Raw genomic sequence first — 21,009 nt, forward strand, 5'->3', positions numbered from 1 at the left:
ACCCATGAGCCTCCCGACGTCCACGCACTACGACAAACTCATCGCGCGCGCGCAAACGCTGGAGGCGGCGCCGTGCGCGATCGCCCATCCTTGCGATGAACCGTCGCTGTCGGCCGCGCTGGAAGCGCGCGATCTGGGCCTGCTGCGGCCCATCCTGGTCGGACCCGAAGGCAAGATCCGCGACACGGCCGAGCAGTTCAAGCTGAACCTGGGCGACGCCCGCATCGTGGACGCGCCGCACAGCCACGCCGCCGCGGAAACCGCCGTGGCGCTGGTGCGCAGCGGCGAGGCCTCTCTGCTGATGAAAGGCAGCCTGCACACCGACGAGCTGATGCACGAGGTCGTGGCGCGCACGACGGGCCTGCGCAGCGGCCGGCGCATCAGCCATGTGTTCATCATGGAAGTGCCGACCTACGCCGAGCCGCTCTTCATCACCGACGCGGCCATCAACATCTTTCCGGACCTGGAAACCAAGGCCGACATCATCCGCAACGTGATCGACCTGCATCACGGATTGGGGCTGGGCGAACCGCGCGTGGCCATCCTGTCGGCGGTCGAACAGGTCACCCCCAGCATCCCCAGCACCATCGAGGCAGCCGCTCTGTGCAAGATGGCCGACCGCGGCCAGATCGCGGGCGGCGTGCTCGACGGCCCGCTGGCGCTCGACAACGCGATCAGCCCCGACGCCGCGCGCATCAAGGGCATCCGCTCGCCGGTGGCCGGCGTGGCCCAGGTGCTGGTGGTGCCCGATCTGGAAGCCGGCAACATGCTGGCAAAGAACCTGACCTTTCTCGCCAACGCCGAGGCGGCCGGGATCGTGCTGGGCGCACGCGTGCCGATCATCCTGACCAGCCGCGCCGACAGCCCGCGTTCGCGCCTGGCGTCGTGCGCGGTGGCAGCGATCTACGCCAACCACCTTGCCCAGCAGCAGGCCAGACCGCTGGCCTGAAAACTCCCAGCCCCGGCCAGCACCCGCGGGCCACCGCGCGACTTGTCTCAACGTGGAAGCACACCGCCATGAGCGACACCATCCTCGTCATCAACGCCGGCAGTTCCAGCATCAAGTTCTACCTGTACGACATCGACGACAAGCATGAACTGGCGCCCCGGCTGGGCGGCCAGCTTGAAGGCATCGGCACCACGCATCCGCGCCTGCGGGTGCGCGACGCGGCGGGCGAGACGCTGGTCGAACGCGACATCGCGCCCAGCCACGCCCCCGACGTGCCCAACGCGCAAGAGGTCGTGGGCACGTGGCTGAGCGGCCACCTGGGCGGCGCGCCGCTGGCGGTGGGGCATCGCGTGGTCCACGGCGGGCCGGACCTGTCCGAGCCGGTGCTGATCGACGACGACATCCTGGCCCGGCTTGAAACCTTCACGCCGCTCGCGCCGCTGCACCAGCCCAACAACCTGGCGCCGATTCGCGTGATTCGCGAACGCCGGCCGTGGATTCCGCAGGTCGCGTGCTTTGACACGGCGTTCCATCGCAGCCATTCCGACGTCGCCGACCGCTATGCGCTGCCCGAGCGCCTGTATCTGGTAGGCGTGCGCCGCTATGGCTTTCATGGGCTGTCCTACGAGTACATCGCACAGCGCCTGAAGCAGACGCTGCCCGACATCGCGATGGGCAAGATTGTCGTCGCCCATCTGGGCTCCGGCGTATCGGCCTGCGTCATGCACCAGGGCAAGAGCGTGGACAGCACCATGGGCTTCACCGCGCTGGAAGGCCTGCCGATGGGTACGCGCCCCGGCCGCCTGGACCCCGGCGTGGTGCTGTGGATGATGGAACAGGGCATGAGCCACGACGAGATCGAGCACATGCTGTATCACGACTGCGGCATGAAGGGCCTGTCGGGCATCAGCAACGACATGCGCGAACTGCTGGCCAGCAATGCGCCGTCGGCCAAGCTGGCGCTGAAGTACTTCGCGTGGCGCGTGGCCGAAGGCATGGTCGGCCTGGGCTGCGCGACGAACGGCATCGACGGCATCGTCTTCACGGCGGGCGTCGGCGAGAACTCCGCCGAGATCCGCCAGGCGATCAGCGAGCATTGGGGCTGGCTGGGCATCAAGCTGGACCCCGAGCGCAACGCCCGCCACGGGCCGCGCATCTCGACCGACGACAGCCGCATCGGCGTCTACGTGGTGCGCACGAACGAAGAACTGGTCATTGCCCAGCACACGCTCGCCCTCGTGAGGCAGCGATGAGCGCGCCTCTGCCGCTGGCCGGCAAGCGCGGGCTGGTGACCGGCATTGCAAACGCCGACTCCATCGCCTGGGGCTGCGCCAAGGCGTTTCGCGCCATGGGCGCGGAACTTGCGGTCACCTACCTGAACGACAAGGCCCTGCCGCACGTGGCGCCGTTGGCGCAGCAGGTTCAAGCGCCATTGCTGTTGCCCATGAACCTGCTGAACGACGGCGAACTGGAAGCCGTCTTCAGCCGCATCACGGACGAATGGGGCGAGCTGGATTTCGTGCTGCATTCAGTGGCATTCGCCCCGCGCGACGATCTGCACGGCCGCGTCACCGACTGCTCGCGCGCGGGCTTTCTGCAGGCGATGGACGTGTCGTGCTGGTCCTTCATCCGCATGGCCAAGCTGGCCGAGCCGCTGATGCGCAATGGCGGCGCCCTCTTCTGCATGAGCTACTACGGCTCGCAGATGGTGGTCGAGCACTACAACATGATGGGCCCGGTCAAAGCCGCCCTGGAATCCGCCACGCGCTATCTGGCGGCTGAACTGGGTCCGCAGGGCATTCGCGTGCATGCGATCTCGCCGGGACCGCTGAAGACGCGCGCGGCGTCCGGCATCGCGGAATTCGACACGATGCTGGACCGCGCACAGGCGAAGGCGCCGGCGCGCAGCCTGGTGTCGATTGACGACGTGGGCGAAGCGACTGCGTGGCTGGCTACCGATGCGGCGCGGCTGATGACGGGGCAGACGCTGTACATCGACGGCGGGTATCACATCATCGATTGAGGCGGGGTGTCAGACACCCCGGTCATTTGAAGGTCAGGCCAGCGTGGCCGGGCCGCCCTGGCGCCAGCGCTCGATGGCGTCGACCGCCTGTTCCGGGCTGCCGAAGATTCTGTCCGGTCCGATCTTCTTGACCAGGCCCGAACGCTGCAGCGCCTCGCGGAACTTGCCGTGGCCGCCGGCCACCAGCAGCGTGATGCCGCGCTCATCCAGATTGCGCTTCAGTTCATACAGCGCCTCGACCGCGTCGGCGTCGGCCTGCGTCATGGCCTCGGCGTCCAGCACGAACCATCGCACGTCGCCCGCCTGCTCGATGATCTCGCGGGCGCGGCGGCGGAAGGCGTCCGCGTTGAAAAACCAGACCGAGGATTCGAACAGCCAGATCACGGCGCCCGGCACCGGCTTGGCTTCGGGATTCAGGTGCAGCTTGCCCAGCACGGTTTCTCCGGGCAGCCGGCCCAGCAGCGCGTCGCGGGGATTGCCGGACACGTACATGGCATAGAGCAGCGTCGCGCCCACGGAGACGGCCACGCCTTGCAACACGCCAAATCCCACCACGCCCACGGCGGCCAGCACGCCAAACGCGAGCTCGATCCGCGAGATGCGCGCCAACCGCTTGAACGCTTGCCAATCGAACAAGCTGGCCGCCGCCAGCAACAAGATGGCCGACAGCGCAAACTGCGGCAGCCAGTAGAGCGGCGCGCTCAACAGACCCACGACCACGGCCAGCGCGGCGGCCGCGCTGATGCTGACCAGCGGCGACGAGCCCCCGGCCACCAGCCCGACCGCCGTGCGCGAGTCGGCGCCCGTCACGACATAGCCCTGGAACAGCCCGGCCGCTACGTTGGCCGCGCCGAAGCCCACAAGTTCGCGATTGGGATCCACGTGCTCGCCCGTGCGCGCCGCAAAGCTGCGGGCGGTCACGATGCCGCTGGAAAAACTGACAACCAGGACGCCCGCCGCGCCCAGCAAAATGCCGTCGACGCCTTCCAGGCTGACCGGCAGATTGAACGACGGCAGTCCGGCCGGCACGTCGCCCACCACCGCGATGCCCAGCGCCGGAAAATTGAACAGCCACGACAGCAGGCAGGTCGCGACGACCAGCAGGATGGGCCCGGGCCACGACGGCCGCCACCGCTTGACCCCCACCAGGAAAACGCACGAGGCCAATCCCAGGAACAGCGTCGGCAGCCGGATCTCGGACAGGCGATGAGAGAGCTCCATGAACGGATGAATGAGGCCGCTGTTGCGCAGTCCCACGCCCGTCAAGCCGCTTAACTGCGACATCGCCAGCGTGACTGCCACGCCGGCCATATAGCCGATCAGCACCGGCCGCGACAGCAGGTTGGCCAGCACGCCCAGACGCAGGACACGCGCGATCAGGCAGCCCACGCCCACGGTCAGCGCAATGCTGGTGGCGCCGAGCAGACGCGCTTCCGGCGTGGTCAGCGCCATGCCGGTCAGCGTGGCGGCAATCAGGGTGCAGGTGGCGGTGTCGGGACCCACGATGAGGGTGCGCGACGAACCGAAGAACGCATACGCCAGCATGCCGGCGATGGCGGCCCACAGGCCAGCGACGGGCGGCACGCCCATCATCGCGGAATAGGCCAGCCCCACCGGCAGCGCCACCGCGGCGACGCTCAGCCCTGCGGTCACGTCACGCCGCGCCGATTCGCGGGTAATGCCCTGGAAGTTGGCCAGGCCTGGAATAAAGCGGAGATTCATGGTGCAGCGAGACGGATCACAAGTGAATTCCCGCCAGCAGCGGGATGACCGCCCAAGCCTACACCAACCCCAAGCTGCGCGGCGCGCGGCGAATCAAGGCGGCGGCTTTGGGTGCCGCACGCTTGGTGCGGGCGGGCGTCTGACGCCCGCCGCACGCCGCCCCTTCGCAAGGGGCGTACACAGCCAGACTTAACCCGCCGCGCGGGCTTCCAGCACGGCCACGGCCGGCAGGGTCTTGCCTTCCAGGAACTCCAGGAATGCGCCGCCGCCCGTCGAGATGTAGCCGACCTGCTCGCCGATCTTGTACTTGGCGATGGCGGCCAGGGTGTCGCCGCCGCCGGCGATCGAGAAGCCGTCGGAGTCGGCAATCGCGCGCGCCACCACTTCGGTGCCATTGGCGAACTGATCGAATTCGAACACGCCCACCGGACCGTTCCAGACGATCGTGCCCGCCTGCTTCAGGATGCCGGCCAGTTGTTCGGCGGTCTTGGGGCCGATGTCCAGGATCATGTCGTCGTCGGCCACGTCGGTGGCCGCCTTGACGGTGGCCTCGGCGTCGGCGCCGAACGACTTGGCGCACACCACGTCAACGGGGATCGGCACGGCCGCGCCGCGCTTTTTCATGATGTCGATCACGGCGCGGGCCTGATCGACCTGGTCGGGCTCGGCCAGCGACTTGCCGATGGACAGGCCGGCGGCCAGCATGAACGTGTTGGCGATGCCGCCACCCACCACCAGTTGGTCGACCTTGTCGGCCAGCGATTGCAGGATGGACAGCTTGGTCGACACCTTGGAGCCGCCCACGATGGCGACCAGCGGGCGCTTGGGTTCGTGCAGCGCACGGCCCAGGGCGTCCAGTTCGGCTTCCAGCAGCGGACCGGCGCAGGCAACAGAAGCAAAGCGCGCGATGCCGTGCGTGGTGGCTTCGGCGCGGTGGGCCGTGCCGAAGGCGTCGTTGACGTAGACGTCGCACAGCGCGGCCATCTTCTTGGCCAGCGCCTCGTCGTCCTTCTTTTCGCCGACGTTCACGCGGCAGTTTTCCAGCAGCACGACCTGGCCGTGATCGACCTGCACGCCATCGACCCAGTCGCGCACCAGCTGCACGGGCATGCCCAGCAGCTCGGACAGGCGCTGGCCGACCTTGGCGAGCGAATCGGCGTCGGTCAGCACGCCTTCCTTCGGGCGGCCCAGGTGAGACGTGACCATCACGGCCGCGCCGGCGTCCAGCGCCAGGCGGATGCCGGGCACCGAGGCGCGGATGCGGGTGTCTTCGCTGATGCGGCCGGCGTCATCGAACGGAACGTTGAGGTCGGCGCGGATGAACACACGCTTGCCGGACAGCGCGCCGGCCTTGGCCAGCGCGGACAAAGTTTTGACCTTGGACATATTTGGATTCCTTCGGTAGGCGAACAAAGGGGACGAACCCATTTTCCGCATCGGCGGAAAACAAATCCGTCCCCTTATGGACTGGCGGTGTGCTTACTTGGCCGACATCAGCGCGACGGTGGTGTCGAGCATGCGGTTCGAGAAGCCCCACTCGTTGTCGTACCAGGACGAGACCTTGACCAGACGGCCCGAGACCTTGGTCAGCGACGCGTCAACGGTGCTGGAGGCCGGGTTGTGGTTGTAGTCGACCGAGACCAGGGGTTCGGTGTTGTAGTCCAGGATGCCCTTGAGCTCGCCTTCCGAGGCGGCCTTCAGGATGCTGTTCACTTCTTCGGCGGTCGTGTCGCGGCTGGCCACGAACGACAGGTCGACCAGCGACACGTTGATGGTCGGGACGCGGATGGCGTAGCCGTCCAGCTTGCCGTTCAGTTCCGGCAGGACCAGGCCCACGGCGGCGGCAGCGCCGGTCTTCGTGGGGATCATGCTCATCGTGGCCGAACGCGCGCGGCGCAGGTCTTCGTGGTAGACGTCGGTCAGGACCTGGTCGTTCGTGTAGGCGTGAACGGTGGTCATCAGGCCGTTTTCCAGGCCCAGCTTGTCGTTCAGCGGCTTGACCAGCGGGGCCAGGCAGTTGGTGGTGCACGATGCGTTGGAAATGACGGTGTCCGTCGACTTCAGCACGCCGTGGTTGACGCCGTAGACGATGGTGGCGTCGACATCCTTGCCGCCCGGGGCCGAGATGATGACCTTTTTGGCGCCGCCCTTGATGTGCGCGCCGGCCTTTTCCTTGGTGGTGAAAAAGCCCGTGCATTCCAGCACGACGTCGACCTTCAGGTCGCCCCACGGCAGTTCAGCCGGGTTGCGGTTGGCCAGCACGCGGATCTTGTCGCCGTTGACGACCATGAACTCGCCGTCGACTTCGACGGTGCCCGGGAACTTGCCGTGGGCGGTGTCGTAGCGCGTCAGGTGCGCGTTCGTCTTGGGATCGCCCAGGTCATTGATGGCGACGATTTCGATATCGTGCTTCTTGCCACCTTCGTAGTGGGCACGCAGGATGTTGCGGCCGATGCGACCGTAACCGTTGATGGCGACGCGAATGGTCATGACTAAGCTCCTTTTTACAAAACTTGGCGGACGGTCTCGGCCACCTTGTCGGCGGTCAGCCCGAAGAACTTGAACAGAGCGCCGGCCGGTGCGGACTCGCCGTAGCGGTCGATGCCGACCACGGCGCCCTCCAGGCCCACGTACTTGTGCCAGAAGGCGGTGACGCCAGCTTCAACCGCCACGCGCGGCAGGCCCTTGGGCAGCACGGATTGCTTCCAGGCGGCGTCCTGCTTGTCGAAGACGTCGGTGCTGGGCATGGACACCACGCGCACGGCGATGCCTTCCTTGGCCAGCTGCGCCTGGGCGTCCAGGGCGATGGCGACTTCGGAGCCGGTGGCGATGATGACCGCACGGGCGCCTTCGGCGTCGCGCAGCACGTAGCCGCCGCGGGCGATGGCGTCCACCGTGGCCGCGTCGCGCGGCACGAATGGCAGGTTCTGGCGGGACAGCAACAGGGCCGTCGGGCCGCCGTCATGCACGTCCATGCCGATGCTGGCCGGACGCGTCACGGCGGCGTTCCAGGCCACGGCGGTCTCGGCCGTATCGCAAGGACGCCACAGCGACAGGTTGGGGATGAGGCGCAGGCTGGCCGCGTGCTCGATCGACTGGTGGGTCGGGCCGTCTTCGCCCAGGCCGATGGAGTCGTGCGTGAACACGTGGACGACGCGCTGCTTCATCAGCGCGGCCATGCGGATGGCGTTGCGCGAGTAGTCGGAGAACGTCAGGAACGTGCCGCCGAACGGCAGGTAGCCGCCGTGCAGCGCGATGCCGTTCATGATGGCGGCCATGCCGAATTCGCGCACGCCGTAGTTGATGTGGCGGCCGAGCTGGATGCCCTTGTCGCCGGCGCGGACGGCGGCAACGCCCTTCCAGTCGGTGAAGTTGGAACCGGTCAGGTCGGCCGAGCCGCCCAGCATTTCCGGCAGCAGCGGCGCCATCGCGGCGATCGCGAATTGCGAGGCCTTGCGGGTGGCAACGGTTTCGCCCTTTTCGAGCGTGGCGGACAGGAACGCCTTGAACTGATCGGCGTAGCCGGCGGGCATTTCGCCCTTCATGCGGCGCGTGAATTCAGCGGCCTCGGCGGGGAATTCGGCGGCGTAGGCGTCGAAACGCTTTTGCCATTCCGCCTGGGCTTCGGCGCCCTGCTTGCGGCCGTCCCAGCCGTCGTAGACGTCTTGGGGAATCTGGAAGGGTTCCGACGACCAGCCCAGCGCGGTGCGCGTGGCGGCGATCTCGTCCTTGCCCAGCGGCGCGCCATGCACGTTGTGCGTGCCGGCCATGTTGGGCGAACCCTTGCCGATCACGGTGCGGCAGACGATCAGCGTGGGCTTGTCCGACTGCGAACGCGCGGCCTTGATGGCGGCGTCTACAGCGGCGACGTCATGGCCGTCCACGCCGCGGACGACGTTCCAGCCGTAGCCTTCGAAGCGCTTGGCGGTGTCGTCGGCAAACCAGTGTTCCACATGGCCGTCGATGGAGATGCCGTTGTCGTCGTACAGCACGACCAGCTTGCTGAGCTTGAGCGTGCCGGCCAGCGAGCACACTTCATGCGAGATGCCTTCCATCAGGCAGCCGTCGCCGGTGAACGCGTAGGTGTGGTGATCGACGAGCGTGTGGCCCGGCTTGTTGAATTCGGCGGCGAGCAGCGCTTCGGCCAGCGCCATGCCCACGGCATTGCCCAGGCCCTGGCCCAGCGGGCCGGTGGTCGTTTCCACGCCCGGGGTGATGCCCACTTCGGGGTGGCCCGGCGTCTTGGAATGCAGCTGGCGGAAATTCTTGATTTCTTCGATCGGCAGGTCGTAGCCCGTCAGGTGCAGCAGGGCGTAGATCAGCATCGAACCGTGGCCGTTGGACAGCACGAAGCGGTCGCGGTTGGCCCAGGCGGGATCTTTGGGATTGTGGCGCAGGTTGCCGGCCCACAAGGCTTGGGCGATTTCCGCCATGCCCATGGGAGCACCCGGATGCCCGGAGTTCGCTTGTTGCACGGCATCCATCGCGAGGGCGCGGATGGCATCCGCCAAGGCAAGTTTAGGGGCGGTCGGATTGCTCATTCGGAAGGCTCTTTGAAACCGGCGCGCCTACGGAGGAAATAGGGCCGGTTGAGTAGGTTGCGAAGCAGGTGATTTTAGCATCAGGGGATTTCCCGGAGGCCATCGGCCGGATGCCCTATGTAATCGCGGGTTTCCAGAGGAATCGGCAGGCAGTGGTAGGCTACGCGAACTCGTCAGTCCCCACCCATTTCGAAGCCCGATCACCATGCCCGCCCCCCGTTTCCATTGCGATGCCCCGCTGACCGCCGGCGCCCGCATCGCCCTGCCCGACGCCCTTGCCCATCACGCCCTGCGCGTGCTGCGCCTGCGGGCCGGCGAAGCCATCACGCTGTTCAATGGCCAGGGCGGCGAATACCCGGCGGTGCTGGAAGTCGAGGGCAAGGCCGGCTTTGCCCAGCTTGGCGACTTCAATCCCCGCGAAGCCGAACTGGGCGGGCGCATCATCCTGGCCCAGGGGCTGCCGTCGGGCGACAAGATGGATTGGGTCGTGGAAAAGGCCGTGGAACTGGGTGCGGCCCGGGTCAGTCCGATCGCCGCGCAGCGCAGCGTGCTGCAGTTGTCGGGCCCGCGCCTGGAGAAGCGCGTCGCGCACTGGCAGCGCATCGCGCAATCGGCAGCCGAACAATGCGGCCGCAACCGGCTGATGACCGTGGACGCGCCGCTGACGCTGGAAGCCTGGCTGGCGCAACCCGCCGAGGGGCTGCGCGTGCTGTGCCATCCCGAGGCCGAGCAAGATCTGGCCGCCACGCTACAAGGCGCGCCGGATCAGGCGGCCATCACGCTGCTGGTCGGCCCGGAAGGCGGCTGGTCGGACAAGGAATTGGAAGCGGCCCGCACGGCGGGCGTGCAGGCCGTGCGCTTTGGCCCCCGGGTGCTGCGCACCGAGACGGCCGGTCTGGCGCTGATATCGGCGATCAGCGCGCTGCGCGGGTGGTAGGTCAGTCGTTTTCGCCGTAGGGCGCGGCGGCCACGCCGGGCTCGGGTTCGGGGTGCGCGCCAGCGTGCTCGATGACATACGCGAACACACGGCCATTTTCGTGCGCGAAATCCGCCGCGTCGGAGCAGACGGTTTCGATGCGGCCGGCGTCTTCTTCAAGCGCCGGATCGCCGGAATGCAGACGGTACAGCCACAGCACCACACCGGATTTGTGGTCCAGCACCGTATCGCACAGGCAGTCGTACAGGGCGTCGAGGTTGCCGCCGAAGTATTCGGGGAAATCCACTGCCTTGACGATGGCACGCAACACCGCCGAGCGGCTGCGGCACGGGTCGCAATTGGCAACAAACAAGGACAGGCCAAGTTCGTGCGCGGCGTCCACCACGGCCTTCTTGTCGAGCCCGTCGTGAGCCAGCGCACCGCCGCGCATCAGCTGCCGCTGCAAAGTAGATTGGCCATTGCGCGTCATGCCTGTGCCTCCCTGAAAAAGGCGATCACTTCGTCGTTACGTCGCATCGTATCGGCATAACCCAGTTCTATCAATCGCTTGGTGTAGCCGGCTTCGAACAGGAGGTAGGACATCAGCGCCCCGCCCCCCGGACGGTTTGGATCGGACGATACACCGAGTACGCGGAAAAGCGCACGCGCCTGTGCGGGCATATCGTGCAAATGTTCGAGCGCCATCAAATCCAGCGACTGGCTGGGCGTGATCGTCAACACCTCGATACGGCGCACGGTGGGCGGCGCGCCGTTCGGGTCCGCGTGGTCCATCAGGTAGTTGATGCGCTCCAGCCGCTCGACATCCGCCGACAGGCCGTCCAGAAAGATGCTCGACAGCGCATGCCCGCCTACCTGCGCCAGCGACGGATACGGCGGCGAGGCTTCGCGGTTTTCGGGATGGGTGTCGTCGCGGTAGCCCGTGCCGATCACCATGACGCGGTGCGCGCCCAGGTGGATGGCCGGGCTGATGGGCGCAAGCTGGCGCATCGAGCCGTCGCCGCACCATTCGCCCTTGCCGTGCACCTGCACCTGGCGCGCCGGAAAGACAAAGGGAATGGCCGACGACGCCATCAGGTGTTCGATGCCGATGGGTGTGGGGATCGCCAGCCGCAGATAGCGGTGCCACGGTTCGATGGGGGTGTGCGCCTGGTAGAACGTCAAGTGTTCGCCGCTGGTGTAGCCCGACGCGGTGATGGCCAGCGCGGATAGCGATCCGCTCTCCAGGTTGGAACGCAGATTGCCGAAGTCCAGCACGCGTTCCAGCAGTCCTTGCATCGGGGTATTGTCCAGCAGCGAATGCGGACGTTTGCGCGTCAGGCCGGAATACATCCAGCCCAGCGACAAGAGGCCCAGCCACCGCACGCCGGTGCGGATCAGGCCGGGCGCGTCGGCCCGGTAGATCATGTCGGTGTTCAGCGACGACCAGAGGCGGCGGATGCGCCGCACGCCCAGATGGGGCCGGTCGGCGCGGCAGGCCAGCGCGGCGGCGTTGATGGCGCCGGCGGACGTGCCGCAGATGATGTCGAAGGGGTTCTGGAACCGGGAATGCCAGTCCGGATCCAGCAGCTCCATGATGGCGCTGAGCACCCCGACCTGGTAGGCGGCGCGCGCGCCGCCGCCCGTCAGGACCAGGCCGGTGGGCGTGCGCGGGCACGCCCTGCCGGCCGGCTTGACTTCAACGTGGCGTATTGACATCGACCACCGTCATCGCGGTCATGTTGACGATGCGGCGCACGGTGGAGCTGGAGGTCAGGATGTGCACGGGAGCATTGGCGCCCAGCAGGAACGGACCCACCGCGACGTTGCCGCCCGCCGCCGTCTTGAGCAGGTTGTAGGCGATGTTGCCGGAATCGACGTTCGGGCACACCAGCAGGTTGGCTTCGCCCTTGAGCGTGGACGACGGCAGGATGCGCATGCGCAGGGCCTCATCCAACGCGCAATCGCCGTGCATTTCGCCGTCGATCTCCAGCTCGGGATCCATCTGGCGCACCAGTTCCAGCGCGCGCCGCATCTTGGCGCCCGACGCCGAGCTGCCCGAGCCGAAATTGCTGCGCGACAGCAGCGCGGCCTTGGGCGCCAGGTACATACGGCGCATCTCGCGCGCCGCGGCCACGGTAAATTCCGCGATCTGTTCAGCGGTGGGCTCGTCGTTCACGTGCGTGTCCACCAGCACCACCGTGCGCTCGTTGAGCAGCAGGATGTTCATGGCGGCGTACACGTTGTGGCCCGGGCGGCGGCCGATCACCTCGTCCACGAAACGCAGGTGGTCGTGGTACGCACCGACAGAGCCGCAGACCATGCCATCGGCATCGCCCAGGTGCACCATCATTGCGCCGATCAGTGTCATGCGGCGGCGCATTTCCACGCGCGCCATTTCCTTGGTGATGCCGCGGCGGCACATGCGTTCCCAGTAGGTCGTCCAGTACTGATGGAAGCGCTCGTCATATTCGGGGTTGGTGACTTCGACGTCCTCGCCCAGACGCAGACGCAGGCCCAGTTTTTCGATACGGGTCAGCAGCACCGACGGACGGCCCACCAGGATCGGGCGAGCCAGGCCTTCGTCCACCACCACCTGCACGGCGCGCAGCACGCGCTCGTCTTCGCCTTCCGCGAACACGATGCGGGCCGGACCGCCTTCGCGCACGATGCGCTTGGCCGCCGAGAACAACGGCTTCATGAACGCGCCCGAGTGGTACACGAACTGCTGCAGTTGCTCTTCGTAGGCTTCCAGGTCCGCCAGCGGGCGCGTCGCCACGCCGCCTTCCATCGCGGCCTTGGCCACGGCCGGCGCGATGCGCACGATAAGGCGCGGATCGAACGGCTTCGGGATAAGGTATTCGGGACCGAACGAAATATCGAACGTGCCATAGGCGGCCGCCACTACTTCGTTCTGCTCTTCTTCGGCCAGATCGGCAATGGCGTACACCGCCGCCTTTTCCATTTCACGCGTGATGGTCGTGGCGCCCACGTCCAGCGCGCCGCGGAAGATGTACGGGAAGCACAGCACGTTGTTGACCTGGTTCGGATAGTCCGAACGGCCCGTTGCCATCACCACATCGTCGCGCACACCGTGCGCGACTTCCGGCAGGATCTCCGGCGTGGGGTTGGCCAGCGCCAGGATCAGCGGACGCGAACCCATCGCGGCGACCATCTCGGGCTTGAGCACGCCGCCGGCCGACAGGCCCAGGAACACGTCGGCGTCCTGGATAACCTCGGCCAGTTTGCGGGCGTCGGTCTTTTGCGCAAAGCGCGCCTTGTCCGGGTCCATCAGCGTGGTGCGGCCCTCAAAAACCACGCCCTCGATGTCGGTGACCCAGATGTTTTCGAGCGGCAGGCCCAGATCGACCATCAGGTCCAGGCACGCCAGCGCCGCGGCACCTGCACCCGACGTGACCACTTTGACCTTCTTGATGTCCTTGCCCACGACCTTCAGGCCGTTGATGAAGGCCGCCGACACACAGATCGCCGTGCCGTGCTGGTCGTCGTGAAAGACCGGGATCTTCATGCGTTCGCGCAGCTTGCGCTCGACGGTGAAGCACTCCGGGGCCTTGATGTCTTCAAGGTTGATGCCGCCGAAGGTGGCTTCCAGGCCGGCGATGATTTCGACCAGCTTGTCCGGGTCTGTCTCGTTGATTTCGATGTCAAAGACATCCAGCCCGGCGAACTTCTTGAACAGCACCGCCTTGCCTTCCATGACCGGCTTGGAGGCCAGCGCGCCGATGTTGCCCAGGCCCAGCACCGCGGTGCCGTTGGTGATGACGCCCACCAGGTTGCCCCGGGCCGTGTAGCGGAACACGTTGGCCGGATCCGCCACGATTTCCTCACAGGCCGCCGCCACGCCGGGCGAGTACGCCAGCGCCAGATCGCGCTGGTTCGTCAGTTGCTTGGTCGGCGTGACCGAGATTTTGCCGGGGCGCCCGTGCTCGTGATATTCAAGGGCGGCTTTGCGAAGGTTGGCATCCATAGGTCGGCTACTGGCTAGAGTGTGTGACACGAAAGAGGGAGGAATTCTATTCCCATGACGGGCCGCGCGAAACGCGGACCTGCTTCTTTCTTGAGGTCGAGCGCCGGAATCTTACAGCAAGCTGAACGAATGTCAGACTTCGGGCCACCGGATTTCGGGGAAGCAGCCGTCGGGATCGAACTGGGTCTTGACACGTCCGTCCAGCCGCACGGTCGCCAGTCCCGGGGCGGCCGGCGCGGGCCCGGGCTCGCCTTCGGCCTGGCGGTCGCCGCCGGGCGGCACGTCGATCAGCACCGCGCCCTGCAGCCAAGCCAGCGTCCCGCCATGGCCCAGCAGCAATTGCGCGAGATTGACGGTGGCCGGCGCCACGGGTTTGAGCGCGTCCAGCCGGTAGCGGCCCAGCCAGTGATAGCCGTCGTTGGTGGCGAACGCATCGCCGCCGGACGCCAACTGGAACAGCGCGGGCACCAGGCGCTGCACGGTGGCCGACCGCAGCGGCTGCACGTCGGTTTCGCCGAACGCGCCCAGCGTCTCCTCCACGCCATCGGCCAACAGGACGTCGGCCGCCACCAGGCCCGAGGCCGCGCAGTGGCCCGCCGGCCAGGGCGCCGGGGCCGCCACCCATTGGGCCAGCGTCATGTCGCCCGGCAGCCCGGCGAACTGCCGCAACCCCGCCCGGGCCAGCTCGGCCAGGGTCACGCCCGGCTGCGCGCGCCACTGCGGCACGTCGCCGTCCAGCCGCGTCAATTCGGTCAACAACACGGGATCCACCCGCAGGCGCGGTCGGGCGGAGGGCGCAAAGGGCCCCGCCGCCCCTTCCAGTTCCAGCGTCACGCGGTATTCCGCGCACAGCTTGCGCGCCTGGACGACGTCGGCCTCGGACGCGGGCGTGAGAATGGCGCACGTGCCGTCCGCCCCGCCCTCGCCCAGGTCGCGGACCTTGCCGTGGCATACCAGCGCCAGGCGCTGCACGAAGGCTGCCCACGGCGTCTGGACGGGCCGCCGGCCCATGAGAAAGGCGCGCCGGGATGGCTGCATGACTACAATTCCTTTTTTGCTAGATGACGCTTTCGAGATTTCGATGCCCCGCCTCGCTACCCGCACTCACGATTTCCTGACGTTCCAGGTGATGGAACTGTTCAAGCAGGCGCAGGCGCTGCAGGCGGCCGGACGAGACATTATCAGCCTGGGCATCGGCGAACCGGACTTTACCGCGCCCCCTCAGGTGGTGGAAGCGCTGGACCGCGCCGCGCGCGCCGGCCTCAGCGGCTACAGCCCCGGCGCCGGCATCGCCCCGCTGCGCGAGGCCATCGCGCAGTTCTACCGGGACCAGTTCGGCGCCGTCATCGACCCGCGCCGCGTCATTGTGACCGCGGGCGCCTCGGGCGCCCTGACGCTGGCCTGCGCGGCGCTGGTGAACACCGGCGGCGAAGTGCTGATGCCCGATCCATCCTATCCGGCCAACAGCAATTTCGTGCTGGCCGCCGGCGGCGTGCCGCGCCTGATCCCCAGCACGGCGGCAAAGCGCTTCCAGTTGTCCGCCGACGACGTCGCGCGCCACTGGACGCCCGCCACGCAGGGCGTGATGGTGGCTTCGCCCAGCAATCCCACCGGCACGTCGATTGCCCACGGCGAGCTGACCGAGCTGCTGGCGCAGGTCCGTGCCCGCGAAGGCTTTGCGATCGTCGACGAAATCTACCTGGGGCTGTCCTATGACGGCCAGCCGCGCTCGGCGCTGACGCTGGACGACGACGTCATCGTCATCAACAGCTTTTCCAAGTACTTCCACATGACGGGCTGGCGCCTGGGCTGGATGATCGTGCCCGACGACATGGTCGCGCCGGTGGAAAAGATCGCCTCCAGCCTGGCGATCTGCGCGCCCACGCTGGCCCAGCACGCCGCGCTGGCCTGCTTCACCCCCGCCGCGCTGAAGATCTTCGAACACCGCCGCGAGGCCTTCAAGCAGCGCCGCGACTATCTGCTGCCGGAATTCGAGCGCCTGGGCATCGACGTGCCGGTCAAGCCGGACGGCGCCTTCTATATCTATGCCGATATCAGCAACCTGGGCATGGACAGCGCCGCGTTCTCGCAGCGCCTTTTGCTGGAAGCCGGCGTGGCCGCCGTGCCGGGCCTGGACTTCGGACCCGCGCATGCGGCCCACACGATGCGGTTTTCGTATGCCACGGGTCTGGACCGTCTGGAAGAAGCGGTGGCCCGGATGGGCGTGCTGCTGCAGCGCTGATCCAATGAATAAGGCGCGCCCTTGCGGAGCGCGCCTGTTGGCAAAGGGGGACAGGATCAATCGCGCGCCAGCGCGATGCCCGATGCCAGCGCCAGGCGCCGGCGTTCCGCCTGCACCTTCGCGCCATAGCCGTTGTCGTCTGGGCCGGTGGACCCGACGTAACACGCCAGGCCGCCGTCCACGGAACCGCGGCGGTTGATGCAGTCGCGCAGGATCGTGGCGCCCACGCCGATGTTGGCGGCGGGGTCCAGCGGGTTCTTGCCAACCGCGTCAAACTTTTCCTGGTGCACGCTGGTCATGACCTGCATCAGGCCCTGCGCGCCCACATGGCTTTCGGCCAGCGGGTTGTAACGCGATTCGATGGCGATCACGGCCAGGACCAGCAAGGGATCAAGCTGCTTTTCGCGGCTGACCTTGTACACGGTGTTCAGCAGCGGACCGGTCGCGTCATAGGCGACTTTGTACTTGCGCGAGATATAGTTGCGCAGTGCTTCGGCCTGTGGTCCGGTGGCCGCCGAAGCGGTCTTCTTGGGCGCGGGCGGCGCCACACGGGCCGGCCCCAGCATGCCGGTGGCGTTGCTGGCGGGTGTGGTGGGTACGGCCATGGCAATTGCCGACGACGTGTCGGCCCCCAGTTCGGAGCCGGCTTCGGATTCGGAGCTGGCCTGCATGGATGAAGGCGCAAGGGCGGTCAACAAGGCTTTGTGCACTTGCAATGCCTGGTCGCGCAAACCAGGCAGGGCGAATCCCATGCTTACCGTCACAATGACCGCGATGCCCAGATAGACAGAGCAAATGCGCAGGGATTCGGCAAGATATTGGTGCACTCCTTGGGCCATGTTCCTGAACAGGCTGGCCACTGACGCATCGGGCATAAAACCTCCTGCGTAAAAAAGAGGGAGTCAATGTTAACCTCTCTTTGAATCCGAAATGTAACCAAATCGCTGGGATCTGTAGTGAAATACCGCGACCTTAGAGACTTCATCGCCCAACTTGAACGAATGGGCGAACTCAAACGCATTGCCGCGCCGGTGTCGACGCAGCTTGAAATGACGGAGATTTCCGACCGCGTGCTGCGGGCCGAAGGCCCCGCCCTGCTGTTCGAAAACGCCCGCCACAATGGCCAGCCCGCGCAGATGCCGGTGCTGGCCAATCTGTTCGGCACGCCTGCCCGCGTGGCGCGCGGCATGGGCGCCGACAACGTCAGCGCGCTGCGCGACATCGGCGAACTGCTGGCCTCGCTGCGCGAGCCCGAAGCGCCCAAGGGCCTGCGCGATGCGCTGGCCAAGGTGTCGATGCTGAAGTCGGCGCTGTGGGACATGAGCCCCAAGAACGTCAAAAGCCCTGCCTGCCAGGAAATCGTCTGGGAAGGCAACGACGTGGACCTGAACCGGCTGCCCATCCAGACCTGCTGGCCTGGCGACGTGGCGCCGCTCTTGACGTGGGGCCTGGTCATCACGCGCGGTCCCAACGCCAAGCGCCAGAACCTGGGCATCTACCGCCAGCAATTGCTGGGACCGAACAAGCTGATCATGCGGTGGCTGTCGCACCGCGGCGGCGCACTGGATTTCCGCGACCACGCGATCGCCAATCCGGGCACGCCCTTCCCCATCGCGGTGGCGCTGGGCGCCGATCCGGCCACCACGCTGGGCGCCGTCACCCCGGTGCCGGACAGCCTGTCCGAGTACCAGTTTGCCGGCCTGCTGCGCGGCTCGCGCACCGAGGTCGCGCAGGCGCTGGGCAGCAACCTGTCCGTGCCGGCCTGGGCCGAGATCGTGCTGGAAGGCCACCTGCTGCCGTCGTCAGACCCGCGCGCCATCAAGCCCGTGGTCCCGGAGGGCGTCAATCCGCCGCCCGACACCGGCTACGAAATGGCGCTGGAAGGCCCGTACGGCGACCACACCGGCTACTACAACGAGCAGGACTGGTTCCCGGTCTTCACGGTCGAGCGCATCACGATGCGCCGCAATCCCATCTATCACTCGACCTACACCGGCAAGCCGCCCGACGAGCCCGCCGTGCTGGGCGTGGCGCTTAACGAGGTGTTCGTGCCGCTGCTGCGCCGCCAGCTGCCGGAAATCGTGGATTTCTATCTGCCGCCCGAAGGCTGCAGCTACCGCCTGGCCGTGGTGTCGATCCGCAAGCAATACGCGGGCCATGCCAAGCGTGTCATGTTCGGCCTGTGGAGCATTCTGCGCCAGTTCATGTACACCAAGTTCATCGTGGTCGTGGACGAGGACATCAATCCGCGCGACTGGAAGGAAGTCGTCTGGGCGATGACCACCCGCATGGACCCGGTGCGCGACACGCTGCTGGTCGAAAACACCCCGATCGACTACCTGGATTTCGCCTCGCCGGTGTCCGGCCTGGGCGGCAAGATGGGCCTGGACGCCACCAACAAGTGGCCGGGCGAGACGAATCGTGAATGGGGCACGCCCATCACGATGGACGCCGACGTGAAGAAGCGCGTGGACGATATGTGGGGGCAGTTGGGCCTCTAGCCATTGGCCCCTTTGCGCAAACAACAAAGCCCCGGAAACGGGGCTTTGTTTTTACGGTTGGCGTCAGTCGCGTTCCCGGTCGTCGTCCTGGCGCATGCCGCGCCAGACCTTCAAGAGCTGCCAGCCCACGAAGGCGCCGCCGGCAAGCTTCAGGAGCTTGCCGCGCTTGCCGCCGCGCATGAACATGGCGGACAGCGACGAACTGATGATGGGATAGCGCCGCGCCAGCGTGATGGCCTGCAAGGCCCAGCGGGACGCGCCGCCCGACGCAAGACCTGGCAGCATGCCGCGGATGAGCGCGCTGGGTTCAAGCCTGCGCCCGGCCGACACGATGTTCTGCGCCAGCGACTCGCGCTCGATCGCGGCGCGGGCGCGCAGCAGTTCGATGCGCACGGCGCGGTCGACGGTGGGAGATCGTTTGTGCATGGCTCAGAACCCCTCGCGCCGGCGGACCGCGGTGTCTTCATCGGCTTGCGCATCGCGCACGCGATCCAGCAACTCCGCATCGCGGCCCAGCTCTTCGAGCGTGGCCGAGAACGGCGCCGGTCCGTACACCAGCCCGTGGCGCACCACGAGCAGCAGCACCACGCCAGCAACACCATAGAAAGCCGCCAGCAGCCCCAGGGCCAAGTAGCGGTCTTCCGTGGGCCAGAACGCCACGGCGATGGTGATGGTGGCCACCAGAACCGCCAGCGTCAAAAATAGCAGGGCCGCAAACGCCAGGCCCAGCAGCTTGAGCAGGCGCGCCTTTTCGTCCGCGGCTTCAAGAGCCAGCAGCTCCAGCCGCGTGCGCATCAGCCCGACCAGGCTGGAGGCAACACCGAAAACAGTTTTTCGTAGACCCATGGCTGAAAGAACGCCGGGCGGCAGGCAGCGGCATCAAGCCGCGCCTGCCGCCCGGACGCCCTGCCCTGTCAGCGGCGGCTGATCAGCAAGCCGAGCAGCAGGCCGGTCACGCCTGCCACCCCGATGGCTTGCCAGGGATTGTCGTGCACGTAGTCATCCGTCGCACGGGCGGCCTTGCGGCCACGTTCGAGGACGGCATCCTGCGCTTCGTACAGGGCCTCGCGCGTGCGCCGCAGCGACGTCATGGCGCGGTCGCGCAGTTCGTTAGCCTTGTCGCCGGTGCTGCTGGCGGCTTCGCGCAGCAGGCTTTCGGCGTCGTTCAGGCTGGTCTTGACACTGTCCATGAGTTTTTCTTTTGCGACGTCTTCGGATTTTCTCGTTGCCATTTTCTGAGCTCCTGTTGTGTGTCCATGACGGAAACGATGATACCAGCCGCCATGCGGGCGCAATCGCCCGCTTGCTACCGGGTGCTACTTGATCTGCGTAATCTCAACGGCGGATTTCACGCCGCCCTGATCGATGTCCTGCTTCATCACCAGATTCACGGCCGGGCAATACCAATCGGTGACCGTCGTGTTCATGCCGGGGATGGGAATGGTCAGGCCCTGGAACGTGGCCATCGTCGGGTCCGAATTGCGCGTGTAGGTGATCGGGTGGCAGGTCTGCTTGCCCAGCGCGGTGTCCAGCGCGGTTTTCTGGCCGACCGTCTTCTCGCCAATTCGCACCGTGGTGCTGGGTTGTCCGCCCACCGGCGCTTCCTTGCCGATCTTCAGGCGGAACGACGAGCCGGGCAGCTTCTGGCCCGCGGCCAGCTTGCCGTCGTAGGCAAAGAGGCCCAGCATGCGCAGGTCGAACTGGCCTTCGGACGGCTTGGGCGCTTCGCCGGCGCTGGCGTAGCGCAGGAAAGTGGCTTGACCGCCTTTGACGGTCATCAGGTAATCGAGCTTGGACTTGCCGGGCGGCAGGCCCGCGTAGCTGAACTTGGCAACGCCCTGCACGCGCGCGCGGCAGTTGTCGCCATTGCTTTTTGTAACTTCGGCGAAGGTCAGATCCGCGCCCAGCGCCAGATTGCCCGTGCCGGTCAGTTGGACGGCGCCGCCGTCGTGCATGAACTGCGCGTCACACACGCCGGCCTGCGCCGTGGCGGCCGCGCCCAACGCGCCGGCCGCAAAAACCAGGGATGCCATTTTTCGCATCGTCGTCACAAGCCACTCCAGAAATCCGAAAGCGCCGTCCCGCCTTGGGGACAGCTGGCTTGATACTACACCGGTTGCCGTGCCCGGC

At 66.8% G+C, this 21,009-nt stretch carries 19 protein-coding genes; 6 read left to right on the forward strand and 13 right to left on the reverse strand.

What is annotated here, in order from left to right; genetic code table 11:
• The first annotated feature begins 4 nt into the window (after positions 1-4).
• From CLM73_RS21805 to fabI, 3 genes are all read left to right on the forward strand, one after another.
• Positions 5-949: a phosphate acetyltransferase gene (locus CLM73_RS21805; protein ID WP_105240207.1), complete on the forward strand. Its 945-nt coding sequence runs from the start codon at positions 5-7 to the stop codon at positions 947-949.
• Between the two features lie 68 nt (positions 950-1,017).
• Entirely contained in the window at positions 1,018-2,202 is a 1,185-nt protein-coding gene (locus tag CLM73_RS21810) for an acetate/propionate family kinase (protein ID WP_105240208.1), read from the forward strand.
• Positions 2,199-2,972: an enoyl-ACP reductase FabI gene (gene fabI, locus CLM73_RS21815; protein WP_105240209.1), complete on the forward strand. Its 774-nt coding sequence runs from the start codon at positions 2,199-2,201 to the stop codon at positions 2,970-2,972. Before CLM73_RS21810 ends, fabI begins: the two co-directional genes overlap by 4 nt.
• Positions 2,973-3,005: 33 nt before the next feature.
• Here fabI and CLM73_RS21820 read toward each other — a convergent pair whose 3' ends face one another.
• The 4 genes from CLM73_RS21820 to tkt all read right to left on the reverse strand — a co-directional run bounded on the left by CLM73_RS21820 (position 3,006) and on the right by tkt (position 9,235).
• Positions 3,006-4,694 carry a SulP family inorganic anion transporter gene (locus tag CLM73_RS21820; protein WP_105240210.1) on the reverse strand — a complete coding sequence of 563 codons (1,689 nt, stop codon included), beginning with the start codon at positions 4,692-4,694 and terminating at the stop codon, positions 3,006-3,008.
• Positions 4,695-4,883: 189 nt separating this feature from the next.
• Complete coding sequence (locus CLM73_RS21825; RefSeq protein ID WP_105240211.1) at positions 4,884-6,080, reverse strand: phosphoglycerate kinase; 1,197 nt, start codon at positions 6,078-6,080, stop codon at positions 4,884-4,886.
• A 93-nt stretch (positions 6,081-6,173) separates the two neighbouring features.
• Positions 6,174-7,184 carry a type I glyceraldehyde-3-phosphate dehydrogenase gene (gene gap, locus CLM73_RS21830; RefSeq protein ID WP_056570971.1) on the reverse strand — a complete coding sequence of 337 codons (1,011 nt, stop codon included), beginning with the start codon at positions 7,182-7,184 and terminating at the stop codon, positions 6,174-6,176.
• Between the two features lie 14 nt (positions 7,185-7,198).
• On the reverse strand, positions 7,199-9,235 hold the full coding sequence (gene tkt / locus CLM73_RS21835) for a transketolase (RefSeq protein ID WP_105240212.1): 2,037 nt from the start codon (positions 9,233-9,235) through the stop codon (positions 7,199-7,201).
• A 205-nt stretch (positions 9,236-9,440) separates the two neighbouring features.
• Here tkt and CLM73_RS21840 point away from each other — a divergent pair, with 205 nt between their 5' ends.
• Positions 9,441-10,172, forward strand: coding sequence for a 16S rRNA (uracil(1498)-N(3))-methyltransferase (locus CLM73_RS21840; RefSeq protein ID WP_105240213.1), 732 nt, complete (start codon positions 9,441-9,443; stop codon positions 10,170-10,172).
• Between the two features lies 1 nt (position 10,173).
• Here the strand turns inward: CLM73_RS21840 and CLM73_RS21845 are convergent, their stop codons facing one another.
• The 4 genes from CLM73_RS21845 to CLM73_RS21860 form a co-directional block, all read right to left on the reverse strand.
• On the reverse strand, positions 10,174-10,641 hold the full coding sequence (locus CLM73_RS21845) for a barstar family protein (RefSeq protein ID WP_056570977.1): 468 nt from the start codon (positions 10,639-10,641) through the stop codon (positions 10,174-10,176).
• Complete coding sequence (locus tag CLM73_RS21850; protein WP_234015710.1) at positions 10,638-11,867, reverse strand: patatin-like phospholipase family protein; 1,230 nt, start codon at positions 11,865-11,867, stop codon at positions 10,638-10,640. The genes CLM73_RS21845 and CLM73_RS21850 overlap by 4 nt, the downstream gene beginning before the upstream one ends.
• Positions 11,848-14,136, reverse strand: coding sequence for an NADP-dependent malic enzyme (locus CLM73_RS21855; protein ID WP_105240214.1), 2,289 nt, complete (start codon positions 14,134-14,136; stop codon positions 11,848-11,850). Before CLM73_RS21855 ends, CLM73_RS21850 begins: the two co-directional genes overlap by 20 nt.
• 132 nt (positions 14,137-14,268) lie before the next feature.
• Positions 14,269-15,174, reverse strand: coding sequence for an FAD-binding protein (locus CLM73_RS21860; protein ID WP_105240215.1), 906 nt, complete (start codon positions 15,172-15,174; stop codon positions 14,269-14,271).
• A 43-nt stretch (positions 15,175-15,217) separates the two neighbouring features.
• Between CLM73_RS21860 and CLM73_RS21865 the strand changes: the two genes are divergently transcribed.
• Complete coding sequence (locus tag CLM73_RS21865; protein ID WP_105240216.1) at positions 15,218-16,378, forward strand: pyridoxal phosphate-dependent aminotransferase; 1,161 nt, start codon at positions 15,218-15,220, stop codon at positions 16,376-16,378.
• Between the two features lie 56 nt (positions 16,379-16,434).
• Here CLM73_RS21865 and CLM73_RS21870 read toward each other — a convergent pair whose 3' ends face one another.
• Complete coding sequence (locus tag CLM73_RS21870) at positions 16,435-17,253, reverse strand: lytic transglycosylase domain-containing protein (RefSeq protein ID WP_105240217.1); 819 nt, start codon at positions 17,251-17,253, stop codon at positions 16,435-16,437.
• Positions 17,254-17,334: 81 nt separating this feature from the next.
• Between CLM73_RS21870 and ubiD the strand changes: the two genes are divergently transcribed.
• The gene (gene ubiD, locus CLM73_RS21875) at positions 17,335-18,879 is read left to right on the forward strand and encodes a 4-hydroxy-3-polyprenylbenzoate decarboxylase (RefSeq protein ID WP_105240218.1); all 1,545 of its coding nucleotides are present in this window, start codon (positions 17,335-17,337) and stop codon (positions 18,877-18,879) included.
• A 63-nt stretch (positions 18,880-18,942) separates the two neighbouring features.
• Here the strand turns inward: ubiD and CLM73_RS21880 are convergent, their stop codons facing one another.
• The 4 genes from CLM73_RS21880 to CLM73_RS21895 all read right to left on the reverse strand — a co-directional run bounded on the left by CLM73_RS21880 (position 18,943) and on the right by CLM73_RS21895 (position 20,921).
• Positions 18,943-19,305, reverse strand: coding sequence for a hypothetical protein (locus tag CLM73_RS21880; protein WP_056571642.1), 363 nt, complete (start codon positions 19,303-19,305; stop codon positions 18,943-18,945).
• 3 nt (positions 19,306-19,308) lie between these two features.
• A complete protein-coding gene (locus tag CLM73_RS21885) occupies positions 19,309-19,725 on the reverse strand; it encodes a phage holin family protein (RefSeq protein ID WP_105240219.1) in 417 nt (138 codons plus the stop codon).
• Positions 19,726-19,793: 68 nt separating this feature from the next.
• Positions 19,794-20,111 (reverse strand): DUF883 family protein, encoded by a 318-nt coding sequence (locus tag CLM73_RS21890; RefSeq protein ID WP_105240220.1) that lies wholly within the window; start codon positions 20,109-20,111, stop codon positions 19,794-19,796.
• Positions 20,112-20,195: 84 nt separating this feature from the next.
• Positions 20,196-20,921, reverse strand: coding sequence for a hypothetical protein (locus CLM73_RS21895; protein WP_199778353.1), 726 nt, complete (start codon positions 20,919-20,921; stop codon positions 20,196-20,198).
• Positions 20,922-21,009 lie beyond the last annotated feature (88 nt).

This window comes from Achromobacter spanius (assembly GCF_002966795.1).
GTDB classification, from domain to species: domain Bacteria; phylum Pseudomonadota; class Gammaproteobacteria; order Burkholderiales; family Burkholderiaceae_B; genus Achromobacter; species Achromobacter spanius_D.

Bases quoted from the DNA above. Each gene is read 5' to 3' on its own strand.
- gap (WP_056570971.1), bottom strand. From the start codon at position 7,184: ATGACCATTCGCGTCGCCATCAACGGTTACGGTCGCATCGGCCGCAAC.
- CLM73_RS21855 (WP_105240214.1), bottom strand. From the start codon at position 14,136: ATGGATGCCAACCTTCGCAAAGCCGCCCTTGAATATCACGAGCACGGG.
- CLM73_RS21885 (WP_105240219.1), bottom strand. From the start codon at position 19,725: ATGGGTCTACGAAAAACTGTTTTCGGTGTTGCCTCCAGCCTGGTCGGG.
- CLM73_RS21825 (WP_105240211.1), bottom strand. From the start codon at position 6,080: ATGTCCAAGGTCAAAACTTTGTCCGCGCTGGCCAAGGCCGGCGCGCTG.
- CLM73_RS21880 (WP_056571642.1), bottom strand. From the start codon at position 19,305: ATGCACAAACGATCTCCCACCGTCGACCGCGCCGTGCGCATCGAACTG.
- CLM73_RS21865 (WP_105240216.1), top strand. From the start codon at position 15,218: ATGCCCCGCCTCGCTACCCGCACTCACGATTTCCTGACGTTCCAGGTG.
- CLM73_RS21840 (WP_105240213.1), top strand. From the start codon at position 9,441: ATGCCCGCCCCCCGTTTCCATTGCGATGCCCCGCTGACCGCCGGCGCC.
- fabI (WP_105240209.1), top strand. From the start codon at position 2,199: ATGAGCGCGCCTCTGCCGCTGGCCGGCAAGCGCGGGCTGGTGACCGGC.
- CLM73_RS21850 (WP_234015710.1), bottom strand. From the start codon at position 11,867: ATGTCAATACGCCACGTTGAAGTCAAGCCGGCCGGCAGGGCGTGCCCG.
- CLM73_RS21870 (WP_105240217.1), bottom strand. From the start codon at position 17,253: ATGCCCGATGCGTCAGTGGCCAGCCTGTTCAGGAACATGGCCCAAGGA.
- CLM73_RS21805 (WP_105240207.1), top strand. From the start codon at position 5: ATGAGCCTCCCGACGTCCACGCACTACGACAAACTCATCGCGCGCGCG.
- CLM73_RS21890 (WP_105240220.1), bottom strand. From the start codon at position 20,111: ATGGCAACGAGAAAATCCGAAGACGTCGCAAAAGAAAAACTCATGGAC.
- CLM73_RS21810 (WP_105240208.1), top strand. From the start codon at position 1,018: ATGAGCGACACCATCCTCGTCATCAACGCCGGCAGTTCCAGCATCAAG.
- CLM73_RS21860 (WP_105240215.1), bottom strand. From the start codon at position 15,174: ATGCAGCCATCCCGGCGCGCCTTTCTCATGGGCCGGCGGCCCGTCCAG.
- CLM73_RS21845 (WP_056570977.1), bottom strand. From the start codon at position 10,641: ATGACGCGCAATGGCCAATCTACTTTGCAGCGGCAGCTGATGCGCGGC.
- CLM73_RS21895 (WP_199778353.1), bottom strand. From the start codon at position 20,921: ATGCGAAAAATGGCATCCCTGGTTTTTGCGGCCGGCGCGTTGGGCGCG.
- tkt (WP_105240212.1), bottom strand. From the start codon at position 9,235: ATGAGCAATCCGACCGCCCCTAAACTTGCCTTGGCGGATGCCATCCGC.
- CLM73_RS21820 (WP_105240210.1), bottom strand. From the start codon at position 4,694: ATGAATCTCCGCTTTATTCCAGGCCTGGCCAACTTCCAGGGCATTACC.